Origin of the sequence: Saccharothrix mutabilis subsp. mutabilis, assembly GCF_039521145.1 — a bacterium.
GTDB lineage: Bacteria > Actinomycetota > Actinomycetes > Mycobacteriales > Pseudonocardiaceae > Actinosynnema > Actinosynnema mutabilis.
On sequence record NZ_BAAABU010000011.1, the window covers coordinates 125,089 to 142,480 of the forward strand.

A 17,392-nucleotide genomic window follows, 5' to 3' on the forward strand; every position below is an offset into this window, starting at 1 on the left:
AGGAGACAAAGTGGTTTCCTCAGCCAAACGCGCCTTCCTGCTGTGCGCGGCCCTGCTGTTCAGCCTGCTGGTGGTTCCGCAAAGTTTTGCAACACCACCTGGTCCGAAGGACGTCACCGCGACCCTGTTCCAGTGGCCGTTCCACCGCGTGGCGGCCGAGTGCACGTCCACCCTGGGTCCCGCCGGGTACGGGTTCGTCGAGGTCTCGCCCGCCACCGAGCACATCCAGGGCCACCAGTGGTGGACCTCCTACCAGCCGGTCAGCTACAAGATCGCGGGCCGGCTCGGTGACGAGGCCGCGTTCCGGAACATGGTCAACACCTGCCACGCCGCCGGCGTGAAGGTCATCGCGGACGCGGTGATCAACCACATGAGCGCCGGGTCCGGCGTCGGGACCGGCGGCTCGGCGTACTCGAAGTACAACTACCCCGGCTACTACAGCGACTGGGACTTCCACTCCTGCCGGTCCCACATCACCGACTACCGCAACCGCGACAACGTGCAGAACTGCGAACTGGTCGGGCTGTCCGACCTGAACACGGGCAGCGAGTACGTGCGCAACACCATCGCCGCGTACCTGAACCGGCTGATCGCGATGGGCGTGGACGGCTTCCGCGTGGACGCGGCGAAGCACATGGCCGCCGCCGACCTGGCCGCGATCAAGGGCAAGCTGACCAACCCGGGGATCTTCTGGGTGCACGAGGTGATCTACGGGACGGGCGAGGCCGTGCAGCCCGGCGAGTACACCGGGTCGGGCGACGTGGACGAGTTCCGCTACGCCTACGACCTCAAGCGGGTGTTCCAGAACGAGAACCTGGCCTACCTGAGCAACTTCGGGCAGGCGTGGGGCTACCTGCCGTCGGGCCAGGCGCGGTCGTTCGTGGACAACTGGGACACCGAGCGCAACGGCTCGACGCTGACGTACAAGGACGGCTCGACCTACACGCTGGCGAACGTGTTCATGCTGGCGTGGCCCTACGGCGCCCCGAACGTGTACTCGGGCTACGAGTTCACCGACCACGACGCCGGCCCGCCCGGTGGTTCGGAGTGCTACGTCGGCTGGAAGTGCCAGCACCGGTGGACGCAGATCGCGAACATGGTGGAGTTCCGCAACACCGTCGCCGGGACGTCGGTGGTGAACTGGTGGGACAACGGCGCGGACGCCATCGCGTTCGGGCGCGGGACGCGCGGGTACGTGGTGGTGAACCGCGAGACCTCGGCGTTGACGCGGACCTTCCAGACCTCGCTGCCCGCCGGCACCTACTGCGACGTGCAGAAGTCCGGGTGCTCGCCGGTGACCGTGGACTCGGCCGGCCGCTTCACGGCCACCGTGGGCGCGGGTGGGGCGTTGGCGCTGCACGTCGGCGCGACCTCGTCGACGTCGGGCACGTCGTTCGCGGTGAACGCCACGACGTCGTTGGGGCAGAACATCTTCGTGGTCGGCGACCACCCGTCGCTGGGCGCGTGGAACACGGCGAACGCGGTGGCGCTGTCGTCGGCGTCCTACCCGGTGTGGCGCGGCTCGGTGGCGGTGCCGGCCGGGACGACGTTCCAGTACAAGTACATCCGCAAGGACTCGTCCGGCGCGGTGACGTGGGAGAGCGGCACGAACCGCACGGCGACCGCGCCCGCGACGCTGAACGACACCTGGCGAACCTGATGGCCGCGTGGCCGGAAGCTGCCGCGGCACGCGCGGCTTCCGGCCACGGTGCTTTCGTGGGGGCATGGTGAGCTTCGCCGCGCTCCGCGACGCCGACCCGACCGCCTTGAAGGCCGCCGCCGACGACTGGGTGAGCCTGGCGCGGCACTGCGAGCAGTCGGCGGCCGACATCTACCGGCGGGGCAGCTCCGCGTTGGACGACAGCTGGAAGGACGCCGTCGGCGACCTCGCCGTCGACCGGCTCGCCGACCTGGCGAACTCCTACCAGGTCGCCGGCCTCACCATCCGGGGCGTCGCGATGACGTTGGAAGGGCTGGGCGAGGCGGCCGAGACGACGAAGCGCGCGCTGCTGGCGGCGGTGGACTACGCCCGGGTGAACGGGTTGACGGTGGACGAGGCCACCGGGCGGGCGTACTACGCGCAGGCCGGGCCGTACACCGACGACCAGGTCCGGGCGCACGCGCTGGCCAACACGCTGATCGGCGAGGCGTTGACGTCCGCCGCGCGGATCGACCAGGAGGCGAGCGCCGAACTGGCCGCGCTGGCCGGCGCCACCGAGAACACCAGCGTGGACGAGGCCAACCGCTACCAGAGCTCCGCCGCCCGCAACCAGCTCGACCTCTACCGGGAGGCGCTGCCGATCGGGCAGGGCGCGGAGGCGGTGCGGGCGTGGTGGGATGCGCTGTCCCCGCGGGACCGGGCCGAGTTCGAGCGGGCGGTGCCGGTGGAGCTGCACGACCTCGACGGCATCCCCGAAGAGGTCAAGGACCGGCTGCGCGGCGACAACGGCTACAACGCGGTCGAGGCCGTGCGGTGGGCGCGGGAGAACTGGGACGACCTGGAAACCGACCGGTTCGAGGACAACTGCGCCAACTTCGTCTCCCACACGCTGCACCAGGGCGGTGGGCTGCCGATGAAGACCGACGCGTTCGGCGGGACGCTCAACGGCGAGAACTGGGCGAGCGACGCCGGCACGGGCATCGACGGGATCGACCGGTACGCCTACCTGAACACCCCGAGCTGGGCGCAGGCCGAGACGCAGCGGCAGTTCTTCCTCGACAACGGCGGTCAGGAGGTGCCGCTGTCGGAGGCCCGGCCGGGTGACGTCGTGTACTGGGTGCAGGAGGGCGGCGGGCACACGCCCGTCGGGCAGGCGCACCACGCGGCCGTGGTCACCGGCGTCACCCCGGACGGGGACGTGCACTACACGCAGCACACCGACCCGGCGATCGACGAGAGCTTGAACGGCGGCACGGCGGCCTACGACCTGTCCGCCGGGCAGCAGCGGGTCGTCGTGGTCCGGCCGAGGCAGACGTGGTGAGGGAGGGACTTCGTGGCGCCACCGGACGTGCACCTGGCACCGGCCGACGTCGACGCGGTCGGCGGGGAACTGGGGGTGCTCAGCGACGAGGCCCGGCGGGTGACGACCGGGTTGTTCGACCGGACGGCCGCGGCGGCGACGGCCAACGCCGGGTGGGCGTCCGCGCCGGCGGCCACGGCCTGCGGTGACCGGTGGAAGCACCGGGTGAGCGCACTCGTCAACGGCACCGCCGCGCTGGCGTCGAGCGTCCAGCGGTCGGCTCGGGCGTACCACGCCGCCGACCAGGAGACCGCCGCGCGGCTGAAGGACGTCCTGGGGAACATGGCCGCCCGCTGACGGGCCGGGGTCCCGCGGAACCCCGGCCCGCCGGTTCGTGCCTAGCGGATCATGCTGCGCACCTGGCGGGCGGCCACCGAGAGGGTCGCCAGGTCCAGGCGGCTCGCCCGGTTGATCTCCTCCAGGGCCGCGCGGGCGCGGGCCAGGCGCGAGGTGTTGGCCTGCTCCCACGTCGCGATCTTCTCCGCCGGGGTGTCGCCCGGCTCGCTGGAGCGCAGCACGTCGATGGTGATCGACCGCAGGGACGAGTAGAAGTCGTCGCGCAGGGCCAGCCGCGCCAGGGCGTGCCAGCGGTTGCCGCGTTCCAGGCCGCTCACCGAGCTGAGCATCCGGTCCACGTCCAGGTGCTCGGACAGCGCGAAGTACAGCTCCGCGGTCTCCAGGTGCGAGCGCTCCGGGCCGACGCCGTGGCCCTCGCCCTCGCGTTCGGCCAGTTCCGCCACCTCGGTCACGTCCAGCAGGCCGTAGGTGAACAGCAGCACCGCGACCCGGCGGGCCAGGTCCTCCGGCACGCCGGCCGTCGTCAGGCGCTCGACGTGCGCGAGCACCGACTCCTTCTCCCGGCCCTGCAACAGGTCCAGCGTCCTGGGCGCCAGATCACCGACGACGCCGGCGAACCGGGCGATGGTCGAGCCGACCGCCAGCGGCTGCGGGCGGTTGGTCAGCAGCCACCGCGACGCGCGGTCGAGCAGGCGGCGGCTCTCCAGGACCATGTCGTCCTGCACGTCGGTGGCGATCCTGGTGTCCAGGGCGCGGATGTCGCGCCACAGCGACGGCAGGTCGTAGATCGCCGTGACGACCGTGTAGGCCCGGACGGCGTCGGTCGCCGACGCGCTGATCTCCTCGGCCAGCCGGAACGCGTAGGACACGCCGCCGCCGTCCACGACCTCGTTGACCAGGACGGTCGTGATGATCTCGCGGGCCAGCGGGTGGCTGCCGATCGCGTCGGCGAAGCGCTCGCGCAGCTCGGTCGGGAAGTAGTCAGGCAGCCTGCGGGCGATCACGTCGATCGTCGGCAGGTCGCTGGCCAGCACCTCCTCCTTGAGCGCGAGCTTGACGTGCGCGAGCAGCGTCGCCAGCTCCGGCGAGGTCAGGCCGTCGCCGGCCTTCTCCAGCGCCCGGAACTCCGCGGCCGACGGCAGCGCCTCCAGCGCCCGGTCCAGGTGCCCGCGCTGCTCCAGGTCGGCCACCAGGCGGGCGTGCACCGACAGCATCGGCGCGGCGTGCGCCCGGGACACGCCCAGGACCTGGTTCTGCGAGTAGTTGTCGGCCAGCACCAGCTCGCCGACCTCGTCGGTCATCTGGCCGAGCAGCTCGTTGCGCTGCCGCTGGTCGAGCTTGCCCTCGCGGACCAGCTCGTCGAGCAGGATCTTGATGTTGACCTCGTGGTCGGAGCAGTCCACGCCGGCCGAGTTGTCCAGGGCGTCGGTGTTGACCTTGCCGCCGGCGCGGGCGAACTCGATGCGCCCGCGCTGGGTCAGGCCCAGGTTGCCGCCCTCGCCGACGACCTTGACCCGCAGGTCGGCGCCGTTGACGCGGATGGCGTCGTTGGCCTTGTCGCCGACCTCGGCGTGCGACTCGGCCCCGGCCTTGACGTAGGTGCCGATGCCGCCGTTCCACAGCAGGTCCACCGGGGCGAGCAGGATCGCCTTCATCAGCTCCTGCGGCGACAGCTTCACCACGCCCTCGGGCAGGCCCAGCGCCTCGCGCGCCTGCTCGCTGACCGGGATGGACTTCGCGGTGCGCGGCCACACGCCGCCGCCGGGGCTGATCAGCGAGCGGTCGTAGTCGTCCCACGAGGAGCGCGGGAGGTTGAACAGCCGCTTGCGCTCGACGTAGCTGGTCGCCGCGCCGGGGTTGGGGTCGATGAAGATGTGCCGGTGGTCGAACGCGGCCACCAGGCGGATGTGCTCGGACAGCAGCATGCCGTTGCCGAACACGTCACCGGACATGTCACCGACGCCGACGACCGTGAAGTCCTGCGCCTGGGTGTTCACGCCCAGCTCGCGGAAGTGCCGCTTGACGCTCTCCCACGCGCCCTTGGCGGTGATGCCCATGGCCTTGTGGTCGTAGCCGACCGAGCCGCCCGAGGCGAACGCGTCGCCCAGCCAGAAGCCGTAGGACTGGGAGACCTCGTTGGCGATGTCGGAGAACGACGCCGTGCCCTTGTCCGCCGCGACCACCAGGTAGGTGTCGTCGCCGTCGTGGCGGACCACCTGCGGGGCCGGGATGACCGTGCCCGAGCTGAGGTTGTCGGTCAGGTCCAGCAGGCCGGAGATGAACATGCGGTAGCACGCGATGCCCTCGGCCAGGAAGGCCTCGCGGTCCAGGCCCGGGTCGCCGGTGGGGGCCGGCGGGCGCTTGACCACGAACCCGCCCTTCGCGCCGACCGGCACGATCACGGCGTTCTTCACCGCCTGCGCCTTGACCAGGCCCAGGATCTCGGTGCGGAAGTCCTCGCGCCGGTCGGACCAGCGCAACCCGCCGCGCGCGACCGGGCCGAACCGCAGGTGCACGCCCTCGATCCGCGGCGAGTACACGAAGATCTCGAACCGGGGCCGGGGCTGCGGCAGGTCCGGGATCGCGCGCGGGTCGAGCTTGACCGCCAGGTACGGACGCGGGTTGCCGTCGGCGTCGCGCACGAAGTAGTTGGTGCGCAACGTCGCCTGCACCAGCGTGAGCAGGCTGCGCAGGATGCGGTCCGCGTCCAGGCTGGTCACGTCGTCGATCATGGCCGTGATGTCGGCGACCAGGGCCTCGGTGCGCGACGCGCGGTGGGCGTCGTCCAGCGTCGGCGTGAACCGGGCCTCGAACAGCCGCACCAGGGCCGTGGCGACCTCGGTGTGGCCCAGGACGGCGTCCTCGATGTAGTCCTGGCTGTAGGCGACACCGGCCTGGCGCAGGTACTTGGCGTAGGCGCGCAGCATCGCGGCCTGCTGCCAGGTCAGACCGCCCTTCAGGACGAGGGTGTTGAAGCCGTCGACCTCCGCCTCACCGCGCCACGCGGCGGCGAACGCGTCCTGGAAGCGGGTGCGGACCGACTCCAGGTCGTCCTGGGACAGCCGGTCGAGGGTCACCTGGTCGATGCGCAGGCCGAAGTCGTAGATCCAGCACTCCGTGCCGTCCTCGCGGACCAGCTCGTACGGGCGCTCGTCGGCGACGACCACGCCCATGCGCTGGAGCATCGGCAGCACGTCCGACAGCGTGATCCGGGCGCCGGCGAGGAACAGCTTGAACCGCCGCTCCCCCGGCTCCGCGTCGCGCGGCACGTAGAACTGCATGTCCAGGTCGCCCCGGCCCAGCGCCTCGATGCGCCGGAAGTCCTCCAGGCCCTCGGCGGCGGTGAAGTCCTCCTTGTAGGCCTCGGGGAACGCGGCGGCGAACCGCAGGCCCTGCTCGGAGGCCGACTCCGCGCCCAGGCCGTCGCCCTGCGCCTCCAGCACCGCCTCGACCATGCGGTCGTCCCACGAGCGGACCGCCTCGGCCAGCAGGTTCTGGATGTAGCCGGTGTCCGGCTCGACCTGGCGGCTCGGGTCGGTGTGCACCATGAAGTGCACGCGCGCCAACGCGGACTCGCCGACGCGGGCGCTGTACTCCAGGTTGACGCCGCCGAGTTCGGCGATCAGCACCTCCTGCATGGCCAGGCGGGAGGTCGTGGTGTAGCGGTCGCGCGGCAGGTAGACCAGGCACGAGTAGAAGCGGCCGTACGGGTCGCGGCGCAGGAACAGCCGCAGGCGGCGGCGTTCGGCGAGCGCGATGACACCGGTGACGGTCTGGTAGAGCGTGTCCGTGTCGACCGAGAACAGCTCGGTGCGCGGGTAGTTCTGGATCACCTCCAGCATCCGCTGCCCCGAGTAGGAGTGCAGCGGGAAGCCGGCGCGGTGGATGACGTCGCGGACCCGGCGCTCGATGGCCGGGATGTCCAGGACGTCCTCGTGCAGGGCGGTCGTGGAGAACACGCCCAGGAACCGGTGCTCGCCGGTGACGTTGCCGTCCGCGTCGAACGTCTTCACGCCGACGTAGTACGGGTAGACGCTGCGGTGGACGCTGGACTGGGCGCTCGCCTGGGTCAGCACCAGCAGTTCGGGCGAGAGTGCCTGCGCGCCCGCGTCGGGGCCCGCGGTCAGGCTGCGCGCCGCGAGGCTGTCCTGTCTGAGGACGCCCAGCCCGCTGGCCAGGACCGCGCGCAGGGCGGGTTCGCCGCCGGTCGACGGGTCGTCGCGGACCAGCTCGTACCGGCGGTAACCCAGGAAGGTGAAGTGGTCGGCGGCCAGCCAGCGCAGCAGGCGGGCGCCGTCGTCCACCTCCTCGCGGCCCAGCGGGGGCGGGGTGGCCTGGAGCTGGTCGGCGAGGTGGAGGGCCGTGTCGGTCATCTTCCTGGTGTCCTCGACGACCTCGCGGACGTCGTTGAGGACGGTGTGCAGCTTGGTCTCCAGCTCCCGCGCCCGGTCCGGGTCGGTGAGCAGGTCCACCTCGATGTACATCCACGACTCGGCCATCGCGTCGCCCGGCGGGTCGGCCGGGTCGGCGGTGGGCAGGACCTCGTTGAGCACGCCGGTCACCGGGTCGCGGCGGACCACCACGATCGGGTGCACCACCCGCTGCACCTGCACGCCGCCGCGGGTCAGCTCGGAGGCCACCGAGTCGACCAGGTAGGGCATGTCGTCGGTGACGACCTGCACCACGGTCGCGGGGCACGTCCAGCCGTCGTGGGCGCGGGTGGGGTTGAGGATGCGCACCACCGGGCGACCCGGCACGCGGGTCTCGGCGAGCTGGTAGTTCGAGCGCACCGCGCCGACCAGGTCCACCGGGTCGTCGTCGTTGACTTCCTCGGCGGGCACGTGGCGGTAGTACAGCCGGATCAGGTCGGCGAGTTCGGGGGCGCCGGCGGCGGCCCGTTCGATCAATTCGTCACGCGCTTGTTCGGGACTGGCCTGGGTGCGGCCGGCACCGGCGTCGTGGCGAGTGGGGAGGTCCGATCGGGACGGGACTCCAGTCGAGGTCATGTTCAGGCGACTCCACGCTATCCGGCACCTCTGTGTGCCGGGTCCGCGCACCACTTAACCAGACTCGCTCCGCCCTGTCGGAGCAACCCTGGACACTGAATCGAGCCACTTGCGGTCAAGTGGAAAAGTCGGGCCACACGGACTATTTTCGGCGTCCCGCGGAAGTTACCCGCGGGAAACCTCAATAAAACCTCAATTGCCTTTTGTCAGCTTTCGGGCAACGTCCACCGGGGCGGTTCCGCGGTGACCCGCTCGATGGGCGCGGTCGTCTCGCTGTCGGTAACCGGAGGGGCCACCGGCGTGATCGGGACCGTGCTCTCGGCGCTGTCCTCGTGGCCGTGCTGGTGCTGGTGCTGGGCTTGGGCGGCTTCGTCCTCGCGGCGGCCGGCTTCGTAGGCGACGAGGGCTTCGGCGAGCAGTTCGGCGAGGCTGAGGTCGCTCTTGGGCCGGCGCGAGGCGCGCGTGGCGCTGGGCGACCCGTCGGTGAGGTCGATGGTCCGCCCGCCGACGACCACCGTGCGCACGAACGGCTCCCCGGGCTCGCCTTCCGCTGCCGGCTCCTCGACCGGTTCGGGCTCGGGCGTGGACACCGGTTCCGGTCGGGTCGCCGGCTCAGGCTCTTCCTCGACGATCGGCTCGGGCACCACCGGCACTTCGGTCACCGGCGTCTCGGCCACCGGCACTTCGGTCACCGGCGTCTCGGCCTCCGGCGTTTCCGCAGGCACACTCTCCACCGGCTCGGGCTGCGTCGACTCGGTCGGGGTGGGCTCGTCCGGCTCGACATCGCCGAACCCGAGGAAGCTGTCCGACGTCCCGGCCTCCGCCTCGGGCAGCGGCTCGGGCACGCGCGCCGTGGGGATGACCGGCCCCTTGATGAACGCGGCCCCGAGCCCGACCGGCGGCAGGTCCTCGTCCGGCTCGGAGGGCTTGACCATGGCGGGCGAGTCGAACATGTCCACGTCGCCCCCCTCCCGCAACCGCTGGGGTGCCTCGACCCGCCACTGGACCTCGTCCGCCGGCCCGGACTCCTCCACCTCGGGCGCACGCCGCCGGCCACCGGCGCGCTGGGAGTCCAACAGCCCGGCGGCCTTCAGGGTCTCCAGCACGCTCCCGCCATCGGAGCCCTGCGGAACGACGGCCTGCTCCTCCCCTTCAGCAGCCTCCCGAGCCGCCCGCCGCCGGCCACTGCGCACCGCACCGGCGGCGGCGATCAGACCGGCAGCGGAAACAGTCCGCTCACCGCTTCCTTCCGGCGCGACTTCGGGTTGCGCGGGAAGCTCGGGTTTCGGCGAGGGCGGATTCTCGGACACTTCGGGTTCGGCCGGCTGGGTCGGCGGCTCGGACGCGGAGAAAGCAGCGGACGTGATGGGCGTCGAGGCGAAAGGGGTCGCCGGGAAGGACGTTCCCGGGAAGGGCGGAGCGGGCGGCGGGAACTGCGCGGCGCTCTCGGCTTGGGTGGTCGCAGCAGGTGCGGCCGGACCGACCGGAGTGGCCGGACCGACCGGAGTGGCCGGACCAGCTGGAGTGGCCGGACCAGCTGGAGTCGTGGGAGCAGCGGCGGGCGCAGGGCTCGCCAGCGCAGGGCTCGCCGCCGCAGGGGTCGCCAGCGGAGGTTGCGCCGCAGGGGTCGCCAGCGGAGGTTGCGGCGCGGGGGTCGCCGGCGCAGGTGGCGGAGCGCTGGCCGGCGCGGCGGGCGCGGGCAGAACCGTTGTCGCGGGCGGCACAGACGTCGGCGGCACAGACGTCGGCGGAGGTTGCGGTGCGGCGAACTCCGGGGTGGGCGCGGGTTGAGCAGGCGGCGGGAGCGGTGGCGTCGCGGGCGCGGCCGGCTCCTGGGTGGGCGCGGACTGTGTGGGCAGCGGCGGCGTTGCGGGCGCGGCGGGCTCCTGGGTCGGCGCGGGCTGAGCGGGCAGCGGCGGTGGCGCGGGTGTGGGTTGGGTGGCGGGTTGTGGCTGTAGCGCCGGGGGTAGGGGTGGGAAGAGGGGTGGGGTGGGCGGCTCGTGGTGGGCGAAGGCCTGTTCCAGGTACGTGCCGCCGCGGGGGCGCGGGCGTGCTTCGGCCGTGCTGGTGTGTTCCGGGCGGCCCTGGGTGGTTTCCGGGGTCGCGCCCGCCTGGGCGGTGGTGGTGTCGGGAGCCTGGGCGTCCGGCTCTGGCGCTCGGCGGCGGCCCCCTGGCTTGCGTTCGGCTTCCGCCGGGTCGCCGAAGGGTTGGACCAGCCTCCAGCGGTCGGCGGCGTGGGCCCTGGCCGCCGAGAGGCCTTCCACCGTCATGTCCTCGGCGGCCCGCCGCGCCCGCTTCACGCGCAGGCCCTCGGTGCGGTGGACCTGGACCGGGCGCCACTGCCGCAGTTGCTGCTTGACCTCCGGGGGCAGCGCCGCTTCCCGGCGTTCGCCCGACGCGGCCTCCCGGCGGAGCACGGCCGCCAACTGGTCGTGCAGGCCGGCCGGCTGGCGGTGCACGCCGGAGAACTCGGCGGCCAGCCGCGCGCGGACCGCGTAGACGGACCTGGCCCGCCTGCGCTCCGCCGCGTGCGCCGAACGCAGGTTCGCCAGCGCCTCGGTCAGGTCACCGGACACCTCGTGCACGTGCGCCAACGCCAACAGGCTCTCGGCCAGCAGGGTGTCCAACTGGTGGCGTTCGGCGCTGTCGGCGGCCTCGCGCAACAGGTCGCGTGCCTGGTCGACGCGGCCCGCCGGCAGGTGCACGCGGGTCGCCAGCGCGAGCCGCAGCCACCCCGCGGGCGTGGCCGACGGCGAGCGCACCGGGCGTTCGAGGAACGGGGTGCCCGCCTCGGACGCCTCGGCGTGCTTGTCGGCGTCCATGAGCGCGCAGACCAGCTCCACGACCAGGCTGCCGCGCACCTGACCGCTGTCGGCCTCGGCGTCACCCAGCTGGTCGAGCAGCTCGATCCCCTCGCGGGCCGCCGCGATCGCCGCCTCCAGGTCACCCCAGCGGCGGTGTTGACCGGCCGCCGCCGCGCGGAGCAGTCCGCGCAGCAGCAACGCCGTGTCGTGGTCGAGCACCGGGTCGGCGGTGTAGAGCTGGTCGGCTTCCTCCAGCGCCTGGGTCAGCGCCGAACCCCGCCCGACCGACACCAGGCACTCGCTCGCCTGGACCAGCGCCGAGGCCCGCAGCGCGTCCGGGACGCCCTCGGCCTCCAGCACCGGCCGGACCGCGGCGAACCCGGTCAGCGGCGCGCCGACGGCGCGGGCGCTGTGGGCCAGTTCGACCCGCAGCCGCCACGCCGTCTCGTGCTCCGACTCGGCCTCGGCCGCCTTCAGGGCGTCCAACGCCCGGTCGGCGACCTTGACGCTCCGGCCCACCTGGTTGCTCGCGAAGACCACCAACGACTCCGCGCGCAACCGGTCGACCTCGTCGCGGCGGGCGGAGGCGAGCGCCACCGCGCGCTCGCCCAGCACCAGAGCCAGCTCCGGTGCCCGCCAACGCAGCCGCCAGGCGGGCACGACCAGCGTGCTCACCTCGACGTCCGCCTGCGCTTCGCCCCTCGCCGCCACGATCGTCCCTACCTCGGCTCAGTCTCGTGTGAGCTTGCGGTACGTGACGCGGTGCGGACGTGCCGCCTCCGCGCCCAGGCGTTCCACCTTGTTCTTCTCGTAGCCCTCGAAGTTGCCCTCGAACCAGTACCACTGCGCCGGGTTCTCGTCCGTGCCCTCCCACGCGAGGATGTGCGTGGCGACGCGGTCGAGGAACCAGCGGTCGTGGGAGATGACCACGGCGCAGCCGGGGAACTGCTCCAGGGCGTTCTCCAGCGAGCCGAGGGTCTCGACGTCGAGGTCGTTCGTCGGCTCGTCGAGCAGGATCAGGTTGCCGCCCTGCTTGAGGGTGAGCGCCAGGTTGAGCCGGTTGCGCTCACCGCCGGACAGCACGCCCGCGGGCTTCTGCTGGTCCGGGCCCTTGAAGCCGAACGCGCTGACGTAGGCCCGCGACGGCATCTCGACGTTGCCGACGTGGATGTAGTCCAGGCCGCCGGAGACGACCTCCCACACGTTCTTCTTGGGGTCGATGCCGGCGCGGTTCTGGTCGACGTAGGACAGCTTGACCGTCTCGCCGATCTTCACCGTGCCCGCGTCGGGCTCCTCCAGGCCGACGATGGTCTTGAACAGCGTCGTCTTGCCCACGCCGTTCGGACCGATGACGCCGACGATGCCGTTGCGCGGCAGGCTGAACGACAGGCCGTCGATCAGCACGCGGTCGCCGAAGCCCTTCTTGAGGTTGTCCACCTCGACCACGACGTTGCCCAGACGCGGGCCCGGCGGGATCTGGATCTCCTCGAAGTCGAGCTTGCGGGTCTTCTCCGCCTCCGCGGCCATCTCCTCGTAGCGGCCGAGGCGGGCCTTGGACTTGGCCTGGCGCGCCTTGGCGCCGGACCGGACCCACTCCAGCTCGTCCTTCAGGCGCTTCTGGAGCTTCTGGTCCTTCTTGCCCTGGACGGCGAGGCGCTCGGCCTTCTTCTCCAGGTAGGTGGAGTAGTTGCCCTCGTAGGGGTGGGCCTTGCCCCGGTCCAGCTCCAGGATCCACTCGGCGAGGTTGTCCAGGAAGTACCGGTCGTGGGTGACCGCCAGGACGGCACCGGCGTACTGGGCGAGGTGCTGTTCGAGCCACAGGACGCTCTCCGCGTCCAGGTGGTTGGTGGGCTCGTCGAGCAGCAGCAGGTCGGGCTTGCTGAGCAGCAGCTTGCACAGGGCGACGCGGCGGCGCTCGCCACCGGAGAGGTTCTTGACCTCGGCGTCGGGCGGGGGGCAGCGCAGGGCGTCCATCGCCTGCTCCAGCTGGGAGTCGAGGTCCCACGCGTTGGCGTGGTCCAACTCCTCCTGGAGGGCACCCATCTCCTCCATCAGCTCGTCGGAGTAGTCGACGGCCATCTTCTCGGCGATCTCGTTGAAGCGGTCGAGCTTCACCTTGATCTCGCCCAGGCCCTCCTGGACGTTGCCGAGCACGGTCTTCTCCTCGTTGAGCGGCGGCTCCTGCTGGAGGATGCCCACCGTGTAGCCCGGCGAGAGGTACGCCTCGCCGTTGCCCGGTGTGTCCAGGCCGGCCATGATCTTCAGCACGCTCGACTTGCCGGCGCCGTTCGGGCCGACCACGCCGATCTTCGCACCGGGGTAGAACATGATCGTTACGTCATCGAGGATGACCTTGTCCCCGTGCGCCTTGCGCACCTTCTTCATGGTGTAGATGAACTCGGCCATGCCCGCGATCGTAGAGCGGTGCCGATCGGGCAAGTACCTCGGACGCCGGCAACGAAGGGTGCGACAACGCAGAGTTAACGCGAACGTGGGTCACCCACACCTGTAACAGCGTGCGGTGACCACTCAGGTGCGGCGCTGTGACCAGCGGATCCGGCCTGATGCGCGAACTCGGTGCGGTGTCAAGCCCTCATGCCTGCACGGGACCCGCCGACGGACGCCGACCCCACGACCTCCCTCCTCGACAGCTCGGTGACGGCGACACTCGACGGGCATTGTGCAACCTCGGCCGGTGGCCGGACCCGTTTCGGCCATTCATGCCCCGAACGGCTCAGGCCGCGACTTCGGTTGCGCGAGCCCGCTGCCGAGCGTCACCGCGCACCGGCTGCCGACTGCTCCACTAGCGGTGGATTCGCGTGTGGTGTCCACGTGGTGGGACGGGTGGGGGTTAGAAGGGCACCTTGTCCGCCTCCTTGAGGGGGGAGCGGGTCTTGGAGCGGGTTCGGGGGACTTCGCCTTCCTTGCGCGGCGTGGCGACGGCGGGTGTGTCGGCAGGGCTGGGCTGGGTCGTGGGGGCGGGTGGGCTGTCGGCGGCGGGCGGGGCGGCAGCCGGGGCGTCGGCGGCCGGTGGGCTGGCGGCAGCGGGTGGGCTCGCCGCAGCGGGCGGGCTCGCCGCAGCGGGCGGGGTGGCAGCAGCGGGCGGGGTGGCGGCGCTGTCGGGTTCGGATGGCTTTGCGGGCCGCTTGCCGCGCGCCGGCGTGTCGGGCGGTGTGGGAGTGGTGTCGGCTGGGGCTTGGGGCTTGGTGATGGCGGCGGAGCATCTCGTCAGGTCTATGCCGACCGCGTAGGCCTCTACGTCGATGAACTGGCGGTAGCGCTCGCCCTCCGGCAGCTCCTTCACCGTCAGCTTGCCCGCGACCACCACCGGGTCGTGCCTGGCCAGCGACGCCTTGACGTTGTCGGCCAGGTCGCGCCAGCACGTCACCGACAGGAACATGTGGTTGCCGTCCACCCACAGCCTGCGCTCGACGTCCCAGAGGCGCTCGCGGGTCAGCATGCGGAAGTTGGCGCGGCTGTGGCCCGTCCCCACCTTCGTGCACGTCACCTCGCTCGCCACCGAACCGGTCAGCGTGACGCGCGTCTCGTTGTAGGCCATGACGTCCTCCTCGAATCGAAGCGATCTCCGTGAGACCAGGTTCCTGGGCGCTGAGCAGGGCGGGAAGCACGAGCCGGCGATCTGTGGACAACTCGGGACCTGTGGACAACCGCGAATGAGTGAGTCCTCACTCGTTGACATGAGTGAGGACTCACTCATACAGTCGGCACCATGCCCGAGGACACGACGCAGAAGCGCAGGCGCGCCCCCGCGATGAGCCCCGAGGACCGCCGGGAGGCGATCGTCGCAGCCACCGTGCCGCTGCTGTTCGACCAGGGCGCGAACGTCACCACCAGCCAGATCGCCAAGGCCGCGGGCATCGCGGAGGGCACCGTCTTCCGCGCGTTCAAGGACAAGCAGGAACTGCTCGCCACCTGCGTGCAGTCCGTCCTCGCCGTGGACGCCGAACTGGCCCTGCTCGACGACGCCCGCCAGGCCGCCACGCTCCCCGAACGGCTGTCCTGGGCCATCAGCGCCGTCTCGGGCTACCTCGACCGGATGTGGAAGCTGATGAGCGTCCTGCGCGACTCCGGCTACCACCCCGACCACCAGAAGCAGAAGGGCCCGCCGGTCGAGATGCAGCGCATCTCCGAGGGCGTGGCGCGGCTGTTCGAGCCGGACGCGGCGGACCTGCGCGTGGACGCCGAACTGGCCGCCCGCCTGCTGCTCGGCCTGGTGTTCACCAACCGCATGCAAGGCGACGGGTTCGGGGACTCCGCCGCCGACACCGACCAACTCGTGGAGCTTTTCCTGCACGGCGTACTGAGGGGAGACCGGTGAACGACCCGATGATCGAGGCGACGGACGTCGGCAAGGCGTTCGGCGCGCACAAGGCGCTGGACGGGGTGAGCGTCTCCGTCCCGAAGGGCACCGTCCTGGGCCTGCTGGGCCACAACGGCGCGGGCAAGACCACGCTGGTCAACGTCCTCACCACCATGCTCCCGCCGGACTCGGGCCACGCCCGCGTCGCCGGCTTCGACGTGGTCCGCCAGGCCCACCAGGTCCGCAGCCGGATCGGGCTCACCGGCCAGTTCGCCTCCGTGGACGAGGGCCTGTCCGGCCTGGACAACCTGGTCCTCATCGCCCGGCTGCTCGGCGCGTCCACCAGGGAGGCCAAGGCGCGGGCCGGTGAGCTGCTGGAGCTGTTCGACCTCACCGAGGCCGCCAAGCGCCCCTCCCGCACGTACTCGGGCGGCATGCGGCGCCGGCTCGACCTCGCCGCCGGTCTGGTCGGCCACCCCGAGGTGGTCTTCCTGGACGAGCCGACCACCGGCCTGGACCCGGCCAGCCGCCTGGGCCTGTGGGAGGTCGTGGAACGCCTGGTGGACGACGGGACCACGGTCCTGCTGACCACCCAGTACCTGGACGAGGCCGACCGCCTCGCCGACCGGATCACCGTGCTGGCGCAGGGCAGGGTCGTCGCGGCCGGCACCAGCGCCGAGCTGAAGGCCCAGGTCGGCCGCCGCACGGTCACCGTCACCCTGGCCGACGCCTCGGACGTGCCCAAGGCGCAGGAAGCCCTGGAACGGGCGGGGATGCAGCCGGTCGCGGCCGGCGCCACGCTCACCGCCCCCGTCACGTCGTCCCGCGAGCTGGCCGTGGTGGTCCGCGCGCTCGACGAGGTCGGTCTGGAAGCCACCGAGCTGGCCCTGGCCGAACCGACCCTGGACGACGTCTACCTGACCCTCGCGCACGCCGCTTAGGAGAGCCATGACCACCCTCACGGCCACGCGCTGGCGTGGCACGGACTTCGGCACCCAGGTTCTGGTGCTGACCCAGCGGTCGCTGCGCACCCTGGTCAGCGACCCGCGCATGATCGTCTTCAGCGTCCTGCAACCGCTGATCATGCTGACCCTGTTCAGCCAGATCTTCGCGAGCATCGCGAACACCCCGGGCTTCCCCGCCGGTGTCGCCTACATCGACTACCTGATGCCCGCGATCCTGGTGAACACCGCGATGCAGTCGGCCCTGCAGGCCGGTGTCGGCCTGGTGACCGACATGAAGAACGGCGTGCTGGCGCGCTTCCGGTCGCTGCCGATCCGGTTGGGCTCGGTCCTGGTCGCCCGCAGCCTGTCCGACCTGGTCCGCACGGCCGCGCAACTGGTGCTGATGCTGCTGTTCGCGGTGACGATCTTCGGCTTCTCCCCCGCCGGCGGGGTGGCGGGCGTGACCGTCGCGCTGGCGTTGTCGCTGGCGGTCGGCTGGGGGTTGGGCTGGGTGTTCCTCGCCATCGCGACCTGGGTGCGCAACGCCGAGCTGATGCAGACCGTCGGCTTCCTGGCGATGTTCCCGCTGATGTTCGCCTCCAGCGCTTACGTGCCGGTGTCCGGCCTGCCGGGCTGGTTGCAGGCGGTGGCGAACGTCAACCCGTTGACCCACGCCGTGGACGCGGCCCGCGCGCTGGCCCTGGCGCACCCGGTGAGCGGTCTGGTGGGCGCGCTGGTGACCAGTGCCGGGCTCGCGGTCGTCGGCTGGGTGTTCGCGGTGCGGGGCTTCCGCAAGCCGCTCTAGGCCGTGCGGGCGCTCCGCCCACCGCGCGGAGCGCCCCGGGGCTACCAGCCCCAACCCTGGGACGGGATGTCGTTGCCGGTCTCCGCACGAGTTCGTAGTCGGGAGCCAGCACCAGCCGGCACGCGGGGGCCCCGCCTGCCGTCGGCAGCGCTTCGACCGACTCGACCACCTCGCCGACGTCACGGCCGACGTGCC

The 17,392-nt window shown here is 71.8% G+C and carries 10 protein-coding genes; 6 read left to right on the plus strand and 4 right to left on the minus strand.

What is annotated here, in order from left to right:
- The first annotated feature begins 10 nt into the window (after positions 1-10).
- The 3 genes from ABD126_RS23570 (at position 11) to ABD126_RS23580 (ending at position 3,317) form a co-directional block, all read left to right on the plus strand.
- Complete coding sequence (locus ABD126_RS23570) at positions 11-1,660, plus strand: carbohydrate-binding module family 20 domain-containing protein (RefSeq protein ID WP_343936057.1); 1,650 nt, start codon at positions 11-13, stop codon at positions 1,658-1,660.
- A gap of 64 nt (positions 1,661-1,724) precedes the next feature.
- Positions 1,725-2,981, plus strand: coding sequence for an amidase domain-containing protein (locus tag ABD126_RS23575; RefSeq protein ID WP_343936058.1), 1,257 nt, complete (start codon positions 1,725-1,727; stop codon positions 2,979-2,981).
- Positions 2,982-2,993: 12 nt separating this feature from the next.
- Complete coding sequence (locus ABD126_RS23580; protein WP_343936059.1) at positions 2,994-3,317, plus strand: hypothetical protein; 324 nt, start codon at positions 2,994-2,996, stop codon at positions 3,315-3,317.
- Positions 3,318-3,358: 41 nt separating this feature from the next.
- On the opposite strand, the gene ABD126_RS23585 is transcribed toward ABD126_RS23580, so the two are convergent.
- From ABD126_RS23585 to ABD126_RS23600, 4 genes are all read right to left on the minus strand, one after another.
- On the minus strand, positions 3,359-8,323 hold the full coding sequence (locus ABD126_RS23585) for an NAD-glutamate dehydrogenase (RefSeq protein ID WP_343936060.1): 4,965 nt from the start codon (positions 8,321-8,323) through the stop codon (positions 3,359-3,361).
- Positions 8,324-8,529: 206 nt separating this feature from the next.
- Positions 8,530-11,838: a hypothetical protein gene (locus tag ABD126_RS23590; protein WP_343936061.1), complete on the minus strand. Its 3,309-nt coding sequence runs from the start codon at positions 11,836-11,838 to the stop codon at positions 8,530-8,532.
- Between the two features lie 18 nt (positions 11,839-11,856).
- Positions 11,857-13,533 (minus strand): energy-dependent translational throttle protein EttA, encoded by a 1,677-nt coding sequence (gene ettA / locus ABD126_RS23595; RefSeq protein WP_343936062.1) that lies wholly within the window; start codon positions 13,531-13,533, stop codon positions 11,857-11,859.
- A gap of 445 nt (positions 13,534-13,978) precedes the next feature.
- Positions 13,979-14,686: a single-stranded DNA-binding protein gene (locus ABD126_RS23600; RefSeq protein WP_343936063.1), complete on the minus strand. Its 708-nt coding sequence runs from the start codon at positions 14,684-14,686 to the stop codon at positions 13,979-13,981.
- 171 nt (positions 14,687-14,857) lie between these two features.
- On the opposite strand from ABD126_RS23600, the gene ABD126_RS23605 reads away from it, so the two are divergent.
- From ABD126_RS23605 to ABD126_RS23615, 3 genes are read left to right on the plus strand one after another with little or no spacing between them, the layout of a single operon-like run.
- On the plus strand, positions 14,858-15,466 hold the full coding sequence (locus ABD126_RS23605) for a TetR/AcrR family transcriptional regulator (protein ID WP_343936064.1): 609 nt from the start codon (positions 14,858-14,860) through the stop codon (positions 15,464-15,466).
- The gene (locus ABD126_RS23610; protein ID WP_343936065.1) at positions 15,463-16,389 is read left to right on the plus strand and encodes an ATP-binding cassette domain-containing protein; all 927 of its coding nucleotides are present in this window, start codon (positions 15,463-15,465) and stop codon (positions 16,387-16,389) included. Before ABD126_RS23605 ends, ABD126_RS23610 begins: the two co-directional genes overlap by 4 nt.
- Positions 16,390-16,396: 7 nt before the next feature.
- Complete coding sequence (locus tag ABD126_RS23615) at positions 16,397-17,197, plus strand: ABC transporter permease (RefSeq protein ID WP_343936066.1); 801 nt, start codon at positions 16,397-16,399, stop codon at positions 17,195-17,197.
- Positions 17,198-17,392 lie beyond the last annotated feature (195 nt).